This is a genomic window from Wolbachia sp. wLmal (assembly GCF_049435495.1).
GTDB lineage: Bacteria > Pseudomonadota > Alphaproteobacteria > Rickettsiales > Anaplasmataceae > Wolbachia > Wolbachia pipientis.
In genome coordinates this window covers 713,905-727,858 of record NZ_CP185405.1, presented here as the reverse complement: position 1 = coordinate 727,858, position 13,954 = coordinate 713,905, and the positions used below count along the sequence as shown (strand labels likewise).

Sequence of the window (13,954 nt, the reverse complement as noted above, 5' to 3'; positions counted from 1 at the left end):
ACCTTATTATTCTATCTCTTTCATACCTTTATTTCCTTAACTTGACGCGTATGGTTATATATACTGACTTGAACAATTATGTAGAACAGCCATTAGGTCTTTTTAAAACATTAATGAATAGAATTTTGGGAAAAATTTTTCCAACCAAGAACAGTAGTATAAGTAATTTTGTAAATGATGAGTTGTCAAGTTTCACTTTAGAAACAGCAGCTAAGTATACAAGAATTTTAAAAAAAATTGATCTCTTGGAACAATTAGAAAAAGATTTCAGAAAAAATAATATTTTAAAAGATTCTTTAAATTTAGAACAAAGTGAAAAGAGTCAAGGAAAAGATAGATCACACGAAGTGAGTTTGGAAGGTAGAAAGCAAAAGGAAGGTACTTTTGAGCTGCGAAAAGAAGAACAGCCGAAAGAAAAATTAGGTGGTAATCGCATGAGGCAAATAAAGCGACCAACAACAGCACCTCCGGCTGCTCCAGATTCGAGGAAGGTACGCTTTAAATCAGAAATATCCTCAGATGGAGAAAGCAAGGCAAAGTCTACATCTTCTTTACTAAAAGGAGCTAATAGTTTTAGTATGCCTGATGCTAAGGAAAATCCTTCTGAGGATTCAGGCTATGAAAGTTCATTAGATCAGGAGTCTGAATATGAAGACATATCAAATTATCAAGAGAAAAAGCAAAAGGAAAATCCTTTATGTGAGCAGAGAGAAGATTCAGGCTATGGAAGTTCATTAAATGAAGAGTCTGTATACAAAGAGATATCAAATTATCAAGAGAAGAAGAGTAAAATTTTAATAGAAAATTCGCAGAGTTCAAAATCGCCCAAAGAAGAGCCAATTTATGCAACAGTTCCTAAAGAACATATAGAAGCAAAAAAGAACGTAAGCAGAAACAACAACCTCAATCCCTCGTACCACCAAAACCACCGCAAGTGCCAAAAAAAATGTTTACTACTGGTCAAGAAGTTAGACAAGAATCGAAAGTGGTAATCAAAGATAAACCTGCAGTACCGCCAAAGCCTAAAAATCTAAGCCGTGCTAATCAAAAAGTAAGCACAGAGCCAAAAGTAGTAGGAGTAATTCTTAAAAAATCAGCTGAAAGAGTACCACTAAAATCTGAAAATCAAGACAATAGGAAATCAGCACAAAAAGCTGCTGGTAAGGCGATACCAAAAGTAGCAGCAGCTACTATGAAAGGAGGAGCTAATCGCGAGATGGGCAGTAAAGTAAAGGCATTAAAAGAAAAATTTGAGCAAAATCAAGCAAAAGGAAATGCTAATGTACAGCTTGCTGAAAGCAAAACCACTCCAGCAGCACAAGCGGATATCGGTGTGAAGAAAAAACAATCTCATTCATTTCTAACAGAGAATAAAAGATCTGCAACGAAACACGTAACAGCAAAATCTGATCCAAAATCTCATATCAGCAAAAATTCCCTTCTCACGCATGCAAATGTAAAGGAAATGGTTGCACAAATTGAGAAAGGAAAAGGAGGAAGATAGTAACATTTGGGAAAAAACATATGTGTCAAGTCAAGAGATTGTGAGCAAATTTAGGAAATTATAGCTAAACTGACTTAGATTTACCGACAATTTGAAAAACCGTCATTCCGCTAACTATAGTATTTTCAAAAGCGAATGATAAAGGTATAATATGTTTTTTTAAAGTAGGGAAAGCGATGGTATATAGTGTAGATTTAAGGGAAAAAGCAGTGTCTTTGGTAGAAAAAGGAAAGTCAAAGGTTGAAGTTGCAGAGGTTTTTGAGATAGACACTATATAGATGGCTAAAAAAGAAAGCTACTGGCCAAGGTCTCAAAGCGGTAAAAAGTACTGGTTTTATTCGAAAAATAGATCCAGAAATACTCAAAGAATATGTCAAAAAACACCCAGATCACACACTAGCAGAAATGAAACAAAACCTTGGCTTTGGGATAAGTGCAATTTGGTATAGATTAAGACAGCTAAAAATAACCTTTAAAAAAAAGTCACATTCTATCAAGAGCGCAATCAAGAAGATAGGCAGCAATTTATCGATAAAGTCTCAAAAATAGACCACTGTAGCATTTTATATATAGATGAAGCAGGAGTTGATAATAGACTATACCGAGAATATGCACGAGCTCCAAGAGGAGAAAAAATATATGCTGATGTTCCAGGAAAAAAGCGGGAAAGAGTGAGTATAATAGGTGGATGAGAAGTTTATTGCACCAATGACCTTCACAGGAGGGTGTAATAAAGATATATTTAATGTATGGTTAGAGCGAAGATTACTTCCACAATTACAGCGTGATACAACCATAGTTATGGATAATGCTACATTCCATAAAACTCCCAAAACAAAGTCATTAATAGAGTCTTTTGGCTGTCATTTGCTTTATCTTCCAACATATTCACCTGATCTAAATCCGATAGAGCATTGTTGGCACACCATCAAAAGTTGCCTCAGACCTCTAATGCATCAATGTACAGACTTACACCTTTTACTTGGTAATACCATTTTAGACGTTTATCATTCGTTTTAGAAAATACTATAGTTGAAATAGCGCAGTTACTCACCCCATAAATTTGGTGCTCTCTTTCAATCAAAGGTGTCTTGCTGCTTGAAATGTTTTCTTTGTAAAAATTTGGCTTATCCTTATATCATCTCATTCAAACAGCATTAACATAACTTATGCCTTTTTTGGATGTAGAAATTTTCTAGGAATTGTCTTTTTGAATTCTATGGTATTTTGTTTAACATTGAAACAAGAGGCCAGTGTCACGCACTGGCATGACACCCATTTGTTCCTATAGTTGTCTTTTCTCGTCTACCTTATTTTGCCACTCTGCTGAACAGATACATAAAGAAAGTGGAAAATTGGACATTCTCAACTCGGCTCCTGCAGATTAAAAATTAAGTTGAATAAAAATTGGATTTGACGCAGTTTTTTCCCATAGTTTAAGAAATTAAAAGTTTAACGATTAGAATTATAATTACAAACCACAATAAAAAATAGACTTTTCCATTTGATTTATTTTTAATTTGGATGTTTTCTAATTTTTTATCAGCTATTAGGTTTAATTTTTCTATAAGGCTAAATATCCCTTGGATTGTTTTTACAGGATAAGAACTTCTAATTTTTTCCCTATACCCTATTTTACTTTCATGTTGACTGCTTATCCACGCTTCAACTACTTTCCACATATTGATTTCTGGGTAGATCTTTCTACATGTCCCTTCCAGTAAAATCATAGTTTTCTGCAGCAATAACAATTGTGTTTGAACTTTCATATCAAAATCACCAGTTATTTTTAATAGCTGAGCAAGTAAACTAGCAAATGAAATCTTCTGTATAGGCTGCCCAATAATGGGTTCACCTATTGCCCTGCAAGCTGTGACAAAATTTCTATGCTGTGATGAAACGTAACCAGCTTTAAAGTGCATTTTTGCAACGTGATCATAATCCCGATTTAAAAAGCCTTTGAGTATCTCTATAACGTAATAGCATGTCTCACGATCTATTCTACCCATGATTCCACAATCCAGAGCAATAATATTGTTATTACTATCAACCATTAGATTTCCAGGATGCATATCAGCATGAAAAAAACAATCCCTGTATACCTGATTACAAAACGATTCTATAAGATTGATAGCTATTTGCTTATGATTATTCAGTTTTTCAACTTCGTATATTGGCGTTGCTTCTATCCATTCTAATGTTAAAACCTTTTTCGAAGTTCTATTCCAATCTACTTCAGGTACGTAAAAACCTCTGTCATTTTTTGTGTTTTCCTTTAGTTCCGAAGAGTGAGCAGCTTCAAAACGTAGATCTAACTCTAATCGGCAAATTTCAGCAAAAGTTTTAACTAATTCAATTGGCCTCAGCCTTTTTGATTGTTCGCTAAATTTTTCTGCAATTTCTGCGAGCCAAGAAAGCATTTTTATATCCCTTGAGAATGTTTTCTCAATATTTGGCCTTAAAACCTTCACAGCAACTTCCTTACCCTCAGTTGTAACTGCTCTATGCACCTGAGAAATCGATGCTGCTGCAATTGGCTTTTCAGAAAAGCTTGAAAAAATGTCGCTCAATTTACAATTAAACTCACTTTCTATAGTTTTAACTGCTATTTTATGTGAAAACGATGGCAATCTATCACATATCAATAACAAGTTATTTGTTATATCTTCATTTAAAACATCAGTACGTGATGAGATAGACTGCCCAAACTTAATGAACACCGGACCTAATTTTTCAAGAGCACACTTTAGCTTGTGGCCTTGTATTTTATTTATTGATTTTTTTGATGGTGGAAGTAAATAAGGTAATATATTGTAACGCGTCAGCACCGTAGTTATGTGCAGAAGACGCAAAATATTTTGAATCATTTCGCTGCGTAACTGCTAAATATTTCATTTAGGGTTCTATTTTTCATAATCTCATCAGGCTTGCCTTGGCAATAGATAGTATTATTTATACAAATTATGTAATCTGAGGACGGTAGAGCAGAGTTAAGATCATGAGAAGTCATAAGAATCGATACCAATCGTTTTTTTGCTATTTTATTTATAATATCATAAAATTTAGCCCGCGCGTTAATATCCATTGCACTAACTGGTTCATCTAGAATGATCAAGTCAGGCTCTGCAATTAAACAACGTGCAAGTAGCAATAATTGTGTTTGCCCTGCAGAAATTTCTAACACTTGATTCTTCAAAATGTTACCGATACCAACCAACTCTATCGTTTCTGTAATAATGGATTGATTTTTCTTTAGTCTTTTCAAGGAGCTATTTAAAAGAAAATATTCAACTGTTATTGGCATCAAATTACTAATACTAAAATTTTGCGGCATGTAGCTAATTTTTGTGTTCTCAGCTAACACAATATTTCCAGTATAATTTTTATTTATACCAGCAATTGCTTTCACTAAAGAGGTTTTACCTCCACCATTTGGACCAAGTATTGTAATTATGTCTCCTCTTTCCATGAACATATTGATATTGTCAAGGATTCTTTTACCATCATATGCGAGAGCAAGATTTTCTATTTTTAGAACACGATTATTGACATTATTCAATTTATTGACAAAATTTAACTTCTTCTCAACGTTTATATGAGACATTTACTGACTTTTTTTCTATTACTTTCATTTACACTATACTATAATATCGCCTTTTCATCCAATTTAAAAGTTGTAGCTACAATCAAACCTATCCACTCACTTGTAGCTTCTGTTACAGAAGGGATTTTAGAACCGGAATTGCTTGGCTATGCAACATCTGCACATAATTATATATTAAAGCCATCTGATGCGAGTAATTTAGAATCAAGTGACGTTATATTTTATGTTGACGATAACTTAGAGACGTTTGTTCAAACTTTCGCCAAAAATAATAAAGAACTAGTGCAATTGTCAAAGGCAATCAACCTACTTCCTACTCGGCCACATTCATTTTCTAGAAAAATTACTCACATTAAAGATGAAAAAGATTTACACATTTGGCTGAGTCCCGAAAATGCAAAGAGCATGATACTTTCTATAAGTGCAACATTGTCTAACATAGATAAAGAAAATTCCCATCGATACAGTTCTAATGCAACAAAAGCTATAAAAAAAATAGACCAAGAAGTAAAAGAAATTATGAAAGAACTGAATGATTTTAAAAATCAAAAATATATCGTCACTCACGATGCTTATCAATATTTTGAAAAATATTTCGGTCTAAATCATCCAAGCGCTATTCTTTCCATAGAAGAGGATTCCTACATAGGTATGAAGAGTTTAATGAAGCTAAAAAAGATAATGAAGGAAGAAAACGTTAAATGTATATTTGCTCATTCACAGGAAGATAGCATAAAGCTTAACGCCCTTTCTAATGATGCAAAAATGGTAGTTCTTGATCCTATTGGATCAGACATAGAGCCTGGAAAAGATGCATATCTAGCTATAATCAATAGCATTGCACAAAATTTTAAGTCTTGTTTTGTTGAGTAATAAGTTCCCTTTTAGCTTACTGTTTTATTGTTCTGCAAATCAAGAAGAAGTGAGTTTACAACAAATGGTGTCATTCCAGTCTGGAATCCAGCTTTTTCATAATCATCAAAACGTTGTATTTTAACATAAAACGGCTACTTTTATGCTTACTAACTTAATAAAATTCCTGGATCCCAGACTGGGATGACATCGTAGGGGTGCTGGCCTGATAATCGTCATCCCGCTACTTGTTAGCGGGATCTAGAGATACCGCGAATGAATCGCAGTATGACGGTTCGCGGCGGCATGACGATAAGGTTTATACCTCGTCATCCCAGTGCTTGACACCGGGGTTGATTTATCTTGTCTACCTTATTTTGCCACTCCGCTGAACGGATACCATATTATGCAGGTTTAGAATTATGCTTTATTCTTACGTTTATCTCTTGGCCCAATACAATCAATAAGTTAAGCAAGTATTCTAAGGAGAACCCTTCGATTTTTGACCTATTGATTTGAGATACTTTAGGTTGATCAATCTTTAGAGCGTTTGCTGCTTTTTTCTGTGTTGTGTACTTCTTACTTATTAATTGTGCAATGACCTTTATTAATTTCAGTTTTGTATCTTTCACATCCCCCAACTCTACTATTATAGGATAACTTAATTGTAAATTTTGCACAATAATAAAACTCCTTATAAAAAAATTACTTTAGTTTTTCTTCTTTAAATAACACATGCCTTCTGACTACTGGGTCATACTTCCTAAACTCCAGTTTTTTGGTGAGCTTTTTTGGATTACGCTTTTTTACATAAAAATAGCCAGTTGATTTTTCTTCACCAGTTTTTGTTATCTTGATTGCAGTGCTGACTAACTTAACGAGCAAAGAAGCATTTTTTTTCGCCATACTTATAATGATATAATAAATTCTACGCGAGTTTATTACGCAAAATACTAAAAGTCAATCGAATAATGCAGATTGCAAAATCCTTGACAATCAACAGTGCATTAAGTAGCATAAAGTTAACTTCAGAATAAAAAGCAAACGGTAAATAAGTGACAAATAGTGGTAAAAGGGTATTATTGATAGAAAATTCTATCTGTTCTAATGAGGTAAGAGTTGCCTTGTCAATTAATAACAAGGTTGTAGAATTTGAACAAGAATTCAAGGAAAAAAAACAATTAAGAGGTAATATATACGTTGCTTATATAAAGCGTATAGAGCCTTCTTTGCAAGCCGTATTTATTGAATATGGAAAAAATAAGCAAGGTTTTTTGTCTTTTTCCGAGATATCTCTAGATTACTTCAACATTCCAGAAAAAGAAAAGGAAACTATCTTTGAGGGCTACTCAAATGACGATTGTATAGAGGAAGCCTCAGCAAATGTTTCTTCAGATTCTGCAGCTAGTAAGAATGTCAACGAATCAGGTAGTGGTTTTGTAAGAGAGGTACCTTTATATAAAAAATACAAATTACAAGATGTTATTTCAGTAAATCAAAAAGTATTGGTCCAGCTAACTAAAGAGGAACGAGGCAATAAAGGAGCTTCATTTACAACATACATAACTTTAGTGGGTAGATACTGTGTTTTCATGCCAAATTCCATGAGCAAAGGTGGAGTGTCCCGCAGAATTGAAGATGCTAATGTCAGAAAGCAGTTAAAGGAGATACTGAGTTCAATAAACTTGCCAAAAAGATCAGGTTTAATAGTAAGAACTTTTGGTTCAGGAAAAAATAAGAAAGAAATTGAGCAGGATTACAATTACTTATCCTCATTGTGGCAGAGCATTCAAAAAAATGCCTTCTCTGTAAACGTTCCATCATTAATTTACAATGAAGCAGATGTAATTATGAGATCTGTTCGTGATTTTTGTAGCGATGGTATAGAAGTTATAGTGTCTGGAAAGGAAGCTTTTGAGGCAGTTAGGCAATATGCTAACAATGCACTAAAAGGTAGTAAGTTGCGCTATAGATTGTATAGAGGTTATGCTCCGATCTTTACTTACTACGGAATCGAAGATCAAATTTCTGAGTTATATAGCAATAGAGTAGAATTGCCATCTGGTGGGTCTTTGATAATAACTTTAACTGAGGCGTTTGTTTCAATAGACGTAAATTCAGGAAAGATGACAGGAGAAGATAGCATAGAAGAAACAGCTTATAGAACCAACATGGAAGCAGTACCTGAAATATCAAGACAGGTGAATCTTAGGGGCCTATCAGGATTAATAGTAGTCGATTTTATTGATATGTTGAAATATCAGTATTGCAGAGCTATTGAGTCTGCTATAAAGCAAGCGTTTAAAGATGATAAAGCTAAAGTTCAACTTAGCTACATAAATGACTTTGGTTTAATGGTATTTTCAAGACAAAGAATTAAACCAAACATACAAGAAATTAATACTACAGAGTGTTTACACTGCAAAGGTACTGGAAGAGTAAAATCAAACGAAGTAATTGTTTCATCAATACTAAGGGATTTACAACATATTGCTAACAAGAATCGAAATAAGTCTTTTGATTTAGTAGCACACAGTGCAGTTATAGCGCACATTTTTAATAACAAACGCAATACAGTTTCTACAATCGAAAAAGAGTTTAATATTACATTGAACGTTAGTATTGATAACAGTTTAGATGTAAATACATTTGTTTTAAAACAAGGAGATGATGTTAATTTAAACGGTTATAAGCCATTACAGAACTCTGGATACCAAATTGGGGATAGCAGCAATGAAGAAGCTGATAATTCAAATAAACTACGAGGCAATTTTTGGCTGACTAAGTGGCTTTCGCGCCTTTTAAGTTCTAATAACTAATTAGAAACCTAAATTGGGCTTGTAATTAATGAGCCCTATACTTATATATTCTTATATCAGATAATATTTACAATGGGGTACTCATTATGGGAAGAGCAATAGGCATAGATCTCGGAACAACAAATTCTTGTGTTGCAATAATGCAGGGCAAGGATACGAAGGTAATAGAAAATAAAGAAGGGGCAAGAACTACTCCATCTATAGTTGCATTGACTTCTTCAGGAGAAAGGTTGATTGGTGCTCCAGCAAAAAGGCAAGCAACCACCAATGCAAGTAATACCTTTTTTGCTACTAAGAGATTAATAGGCCGTCAATATAGTGATCCTGAGATGAAAAATCTAAGTGTACCATACAAAGTATTTGCAGCAAAAAGTGGTGATGCATGGGTTAAAACAACTGATAATAAAGAATATTCTCCTAGTCAAATTGGTGCATTTATACTACAAAACATGAAAGAGGCAGCAGAAGCTTATCTTGGAGAGGAAGTAAAAGATGCTGTGATAACAGTGCCAGCATACTTCAACGACTCTCAACGTCAAGCAACAAAAGATGCAGGAAAAATTGCCGGATTAAATGTACTCAGAATAGTAAATGAACCGACTGCTGCAGCACTTGCTTATGGTCTTGATAAGAAACATGGACACACAATAGTAGTATATGACCTTGGTGGTGGTACATTTGACGTTTCAATACTTGAAATAGGTGATGGAGTTTTCGAAGTGAAAGCAACAAACGGTGATACCCATCTTGGAGGTGAAGACTTTGATAATGGAGTAGTGAGTTATTTACTAGATGAATTCAAGAAAAGTAACGGCATTGATTTGAAAAATGATCCAATGGCTATGCAAAGAATCAAAGAAGCTGCTGAAAAAGCGAAAATTGAATTATCAAGTGCAATGGAAACGGAAATAAATCTACCGTTTATTACAGCTGATGCAAGTGGTCCAAAACACTTAAATATGAAATTAACGAGAGCAAAACTTGAAAGCTTAGTGAATGATTTAATCGAAAGAACTATGGCTCCTTGTAAAAAAGCTCTTGAGGATGCTGGTTTATCTGCTAGTCAAATTGGCGAAGTGGTTCTTGTTGGTGGCATGACTCGTATGCCAAAAGTCATAGAGAAAGTTAAAGAATTCTTTGGCAAAGATCCACATAGAGGAGTTAACCCTGATGAAGTTGTAGCAATTGGAGCTGCAATACAGGCGGGGATCATTCAAGGTGATGTAAGAGATGTGTTACTACTTGATGTGACCCCACTTTCTCTTGGTATTGAAACTCTAGGAGGAGTATTCACTCCACTTATTGAGCGTAATACTACAATTCCTACTAAAAAATCTCAGGTGTTTTCAACTGCAGAAGATAACCAAACAGCTGTTACAATTAAGGTGCATCAGGGTGAAAGAAAACTGGCAGTTGATAATAAGCTACTCGGTCAGTTTAGTTTGGAAGGGATACCTCCTGCTCCGCGCGGAAGGCCACAAATTGAAGTGACATTTGATATAGATGCAAATGGAATAGCACACGTTTCTGCAAAAGATAAAGCTACTGGAAAAGAGCAAAAAATACGCATTCAATCTTCAGGTGGTTTATCTGATGATGAAATAAATCGCATGGTAAAAGAAGCTGAAGAAAAAGCGCAAGAAGATGAAAAGCGCAAAAAGTTTATTGAAGTGAAGAATCAAGCGGATAGCTTAGTCCATTCTACAGAAAAGTCTCTGACAGAGTATGGTGATAAAGTTTCACCAGAAGATAGATCTGCTATTGAAAATGCAGTTAACGAATTAAAAGAAGTTAGTAAATCTGATAACATTGATGACGCTGATTCAATACAGCAGAAAGTCACTAATCTTTCTCAATTATCTATGAAACTTGGAGAAGCTATGTATCAAGCATCTCAACAAAATAGTGCTGAAAATGGCTTTTCATCAGAAGGAAATCCAAATGATAAAGAGGAAAAAGTAGTAGATTCTGATTATCAAGACATAGATAATAAAGAAGAGAATAAGTAATTGCGATTGTCATCCAAGTAGCTGATACTGGGGTGACAAGAGGAGCATATTGTTGCTTAAAGAAACCATTATGGATATTATTAAAACAATAGAAGAAAAGATACGCGATTCGATAGATGTAATTGATATCAACATTATCGATGAATCAGCAAAGCATGCTGATCATTATTTTGCTTCATCTTCAACATTACCTTCGCACATTAAATTAATATTAATATCTGACGGCTTTATTGGAATGAGCGTTCTAAAAAGACACAAGTTGATTTATGAGTTATTGAAGGGTGAGATAGAGCTAATACATGCAATTTCTCTTTACTTGTATACGCAAGATGAGTACAATTTAAAAAATAAATAATAAAAATGTGAAGGAAGAGTCTATATTAGTTAAAGCAGGAAGAAAATTTAATGACTATAAAGGTTCTATGAACCCGCCAGTTTATCATTCTTCTACCATATTATTCCCTACTTACAAGGACTACTTAAATGCAGCAAATGGAGAAAGTATATACGATGTAATCAACGATGATGTTGCAAGAGATTACAGCTATAGTAATGTTGGTACTCCCACTGTTCATTATTTTTCAAATGCACTGGCTGAAATTGAAGGGAGTGGACAAGCGCTTATTTTTCCTTCCGGACTATTTGCACTTACTTTTGCTATTTTGACTTTCACTAAAGCAGGTTCTCATGTTTTAATTCAGGATAACAGTTATTACCGACTCAAGAGATTTGCCGAAAATGAGTTACCAAACAGGGGAATAGAAGTAACTTTTTATGATCCAACACAGGATATAACTGATTTAATTCAGAGTAGTACTTCATTGATAATGATCGAGACTCCTGGTTCTGTAACGTTTGAGATTTCGAATATAGAGCATATAGTAAAAGTTGCTAAAGAACGTGGAATCGTAACCGTTTGCGACAATTCATGGGCCACTCCTTTGTTATTTAAGCCGCTTGATTATGGAATTGATGTTGCACTATATGCGGTAACAAAGTATCTAGCCGGTCACTCAGATTTAGTGATGGGAGCTATGGTTGCTGAAGGTGAAACTTTTAAATTGCTTTATGAGAGCCATAAAAATTATGGGGTAACCATTCAATCGCACGACTGCTACCTTGCACATAGGGGACTAAGAACACTGCACACACGTATAAAAAGGCACCAAAATACAGCAATGGAAGTGGCAAAGTGGCTAGAAAAACATTTAAAAATCAAAAAAGTTTTGTACCCAGCACTTCCCTCCCATCCTCAACACGAATTATGGAAAAGTTACTTTAAAGGAGCAAGCGGCGTATTCAGTATAGTATTGGGTAGAGAATATTCATGTGAAGAACTAAGCTGCATGGTTGATCACATGAAAATTTTTGGTATCGGTGCTTCTTGGGGAGGGTGCGACAGTTTGATATTACCAATAGATCGTAGATCTATGTCAAGATCTGTAATGAATTCAGATTATGGTGGAAGTTTTATACGGATATTTTGTGGACTGGAAGATCCTGAAGATTTGATCTTTGACCTTAATGACGCACTAAAAAGGTTACCATGTTTAGACTTTCAAAACGATGAAGTAGGACATGAAACTGAGAGAATTACTGCATAACATTATTGATGTTAACTTTGATATTGAAACCAAAGGCGTCACATATAATCCCAAGAAAATCAAGGAAGGTTATCTTTTTGTTTGTGTGTCAGAAAGGGATAGGATTTACATAGATCAGATATTATCTTGTGGAGCTAAAGCGATAATTGCAAGTGATTGCATAACAGAAGCTTCAAGCCTTGGTATCATTCCAACGCGTGATGCTGGAATCTGTATCTTCCACCCAAACCCTCAAGAAATATACAGCGAAATAGTCAGCAGGTTTTATCAATTCAAACAGCCAAAATATGTTGCTGCTGTAACAGGCACAAATGGCAAGACTTCAGTAGTAGAATTTTGCCGCCAGATCTGGCAAAACGCTGGCTATAATGCTGCGTCTATTGGAACACTTGGAACATGCATCAATAATGGTAGAAAAGGTAATAGCAACAGTCTTACCACTCCAGGTGCAGATGACCTTTACGCAGCATTACGTGATATAGATAATAAAAACGTAGAGCACTTAGTGTTAGAAGCATCAAGTCATGGGATTGATCAATATAGAATCCATGGATTAAAGTTGAGTGCTGCAGCTTTTACTAATTTCTCGCAAGATCATTTAGATTACCATAAAAGTCTTGGTGGATATTTAGAAACTAAAAAAAGGTTATTTTACGAAGTATTACCAGAAGGAAAAACAGCGATTTTAAATGCGGATATAGATGAATACGGCGCATTGCTTAAAATAGCTGAAAAACGCAGTAATAAAGTTGTGACTTATGGAAAAAAAGGCTCTGATATTACTTTATTAGAGCAAACATCAACCCCTAATGGTCAACATCTTACAGTAAAAATTGATAACCAAATTTACAATACATTTTTCCCAGTTTTAGGAAAATTTCAAGCATATAATCTGCTATGTGCAATTGGTATATCTGGATTAAATTACAGAGAAATATGCGTAGAAAAACTCGTTTCTCCACCAGGAAGAATGGAAAAAGTGAAACCTTTTGCATTCGTGGATTACGCTCATACTCCAAGTGCGCTTAAACAAGCCCTATTGTCTTTAAAATGGCATATCAACAAAAAAATAATTCTAGTTTTTGGATGCGGTGGAAATCGCGATCAGACGAAACGTTCAGAAATGGGCAAAATAGCACAAATGTATGCAGATAAAGTAATAATTACAGATGATAATTCGCGTGATGAAGATCCGGCAAAAATTCGCCACGATATTTTGCTACATTGCCCTGATGCACTGGAGATAGGAGGTAGGAGAGAAGCTATAGAGAAAGGCGTAGATATTGCCTATAACGAGGGTATGATTCTGCTAGTTGCAGGAAAGGGAAATGAGAAATTTCAAATTATAGGCAACCAAACTTTTGAATTTAGCGATGTTGAGGTTATTAAAAATCATGCCTTAACATACTGATTTTCGCAATGGGCTTACCTCCGCTAATGTGCGAATATTGAAGCAAAAGTGATGTCATCCCAGTGCTTGACACTGGGATGGCTTTGTTGCATCGCTCAAGTGAAAAGAACTGGCAGTTACTGACAAAATTCATTATAAATAGCCATTTAAC

Annotated in this window: 14 protein-coding genes and 1 pseudogene; 11 read left to right on the top strand and 4 right to left on the bottom strand. The window is 34.7% G+C overall.

Features of this window, described 5'->3' with window-relative positions; genetic code table 11:
- The first annotated feature begins 50 nt into the window (after nucleotides 1–50).
- The 5 genes and pseudogenes from ACEL90_RS03695 to ACEL90_RS03675 all read left to right on the top strand — a co-directional run bounded on the left by ACEL90_RS03695 (nucleotide 51) and on the right by ACEL90_RS03675 (nucleotide 2,524).
- Nucleotides 51–992: a hypothetical protein gene (locus ACEL90_RS03695; RefSeq protein ID WP_423348676.1), complete on the top strand. Its 942-nt coding sequence runs from the start codon at nucleotides 51–53 to the stop codon at nucleotides 990–992.
- Complete coding sequence (locus tag ACEL90_RS03690) at nucleotides 947–1,504, top strand: hypothetical protein (protein ID WP_423348675.1); 558 nt, start codon at nucleotides 947–949, stop codon at nucleotides 1,502–1,504. Before ACEL90_RS03695 ends, ACEL90_RS03690 begins: the two co-directional genes overlap by 46 nt.
- 176 nt (nucleotides 1,505–1,680) lie before the next feature.
- Nucleotides 1,681–1,782 carry an IS630 transposase-related protein gene (locus tag ACEL90_RS03685; RefSeq protein WP_213863610.1) on the top strand — a complete coding sequence of 34 codons (102 nt, stop codon included), beginning with the start codon at nucleotides 1,681–1,683 and terminating at the stop codon, nucleotides 1,780–1,782.
- Nucleotides 1,783–1,831: 49 nt separating this feature from the next.
- Nucleotides 1,832–2,053, top strand: a pseudogene (locus ACEL90_RS03680) (IS630 transposase-related protein); the annotation flags it as partial.
- A 135-nt stretch (nucleotides 2,054–2,188) separates the two neighbouring features.
- On the top strand, nucleotides 2,189–2,524 hold the full coding sequence (locus ACEL90_RS03675) for a transposase (protein ID WP_423348674.1): 336 nt from the start codon (nucleotides 2,189–2,191) through the stop codon (nucleotides 2,522–2,524).
- A gap of 416 nt (nucleotides 2,525–2,940) precedes the next feature.
- Here ACEL90_RS03675 and ubiB read toward each other — a convergent pair whose 3' ends face one another.
- Together ubiB and ACEL90_RS03665 are read right to left on the bottom strand one after the other, a co-directional pair.
- On the bottom strand, nucleotides 2,941–4,371 hold the full coding sequence (ubiB, locus tag ACEL90_RS03670) for a 2-polyprenylphenol 6-hydroxylase (protein ID WP_155969335.1): 1,431 nt from the start codon (nucleotides 4,369–4,371) through the stop codon (nucleotides 2,941–2,943).
- The gene (locus ACEL90_RS03665) at nucleotides 4,368–5,108 is read right to left on the bottom strand and encodes a metal ABC transporter ATP-binding protein (RefSeq protein WP_155969337.1); all 741 of its coding nucleotides are present in this window, start codon (nucleotides 5,106–5,108) and stop codon (nucleotides 4,368–4,370) included. Before ACEL90_RS03665 ends, ubiB begins: the two co-directional genes overlap by 4 nt.
- Here ACEL90_RS03665 and ACEL90_RS03660 point away from each other — a divergent pair.
- On the top strand, nucleotides 5,100–5,981 hold the full coding sequence (locus ACEL90_RS03660) for a zinc ABC transporter substrate-binding protein (RefSeq protein ID WP_423348673.1): 882 nt from the start codon (nucleotides 5,100–5,102) through the stop codon (nucleotides 5,979–5,981). The two genes, ACEL90_RS03665 and ACEL90_RS03660, sit on opposite strands and share 9 nt — an antisense overlap.
- A gap of 383 nt (nucleotides 5,982–6,364) precedes the next feature.
- On the opposite strand, the gene ACEL90_RS03655 is transcribed toward ACEL90_RS03660, so the two are convergent.
- Complete coding sequence (locus ACEL90_RS03655; protein ID WP_423348672.1) at nucleotides 6,365–6,592, bottom strand: helix-turn-helix domain-containing protein; 228 nt, start codon at nucleotides 6,590–6,592, stop codon at nucleotides 6,365–6,367.
- Nucleotides 6,593–6,665: 73 nt separating this feature from the next.
- Nucleotides 6,666–6,866, bottom strand: coding sequence for a 50S ribosomal protein L33 (gene rpmG / locus ACEL90_RS03650; protein ID WP_010082633.1), 201 nt, complete (start codon nucleotides 6,864–6,866; stop codon nucleotides 6,666–6,668).
- A gap of 149 nt (nucleotides 6,867–7,015) precedes the next feature.
- On the opposite strand from rpmG, the gene ACEL90_RS03645 reads away from it, so the two are divergent.
- From ACEL90_RS03645 to ACEL90_RS03625, 5 genes are all read left to right on the top strand, one after another.
- Nucleotides 7,016–8,779 (top strand): Rne/Rng family ribonuclease, encoded by a 1,764-nt coding sequence (locus ACEL90_RS03645; protein ID WP_423348671.1) that lies wholly within the window; start codon nucleotides 7,016–7,018, stop codon nucleotides 8,777–8,779.
- An 86-nt stretch (nucleotides 8,780–8,865) separates the two neighbouring features.
- Nucleotides 8,866–10,788, top strand: coding sequence for a molecular chaperone DnaK (gene dnaK, locus ACEL90_RS03640; RefSeq protein WP_012673300.1), 1,923 nt, complete (start codon nucleotides 8,866–8,868; stop codon nucleotides 10,786–10,788).
- Between the two features lie 70 nt (nucleotides 10,789–10,858).
- Nucleotides 10,859–11,143 (top strand): BolA family protein, encoded by a 285-nt coding sequence (locus ACEL90_RS03635; RefSeq protein WP_423348670.1) that lies wholly within the window; start codon nucleotides 10,859–10,861, stop codon nucleotides 11,141–11,143.
- 7 nt (nucleotides 11,144–11,150) lie between these two features.
- Nucleotides 11,151–12,392 carry a cystathionine beta-lyase gene (metC, locus tag ACEL90_RS03630; protein ID WP_423348669.1) on the top strand — a complete coding sequence of 414 codons (1,242 nt, stop codon included), beginning with the start codon at nucleotides 11,151–11,153 and terminating at the stop codon, nucleotides 12,390–12,392.
- Complete coding sequence (locus ACEL90_RS03625) at nucleotides 12,367–13,803, top strand: Mur ligase family protein (RefSeq protein ID WP_423348668.1); 1,437 nt, start codon at nucleotides 12,367–12,369, stop codon at nucleotides 13,801–13,803. Before metC ends, ACEL90_RS03625 begins: the two co-directional genes overlap by 26 nt.
- Nucleotides 13,804–13,954 lie beyond the last annotated feature (151 nt).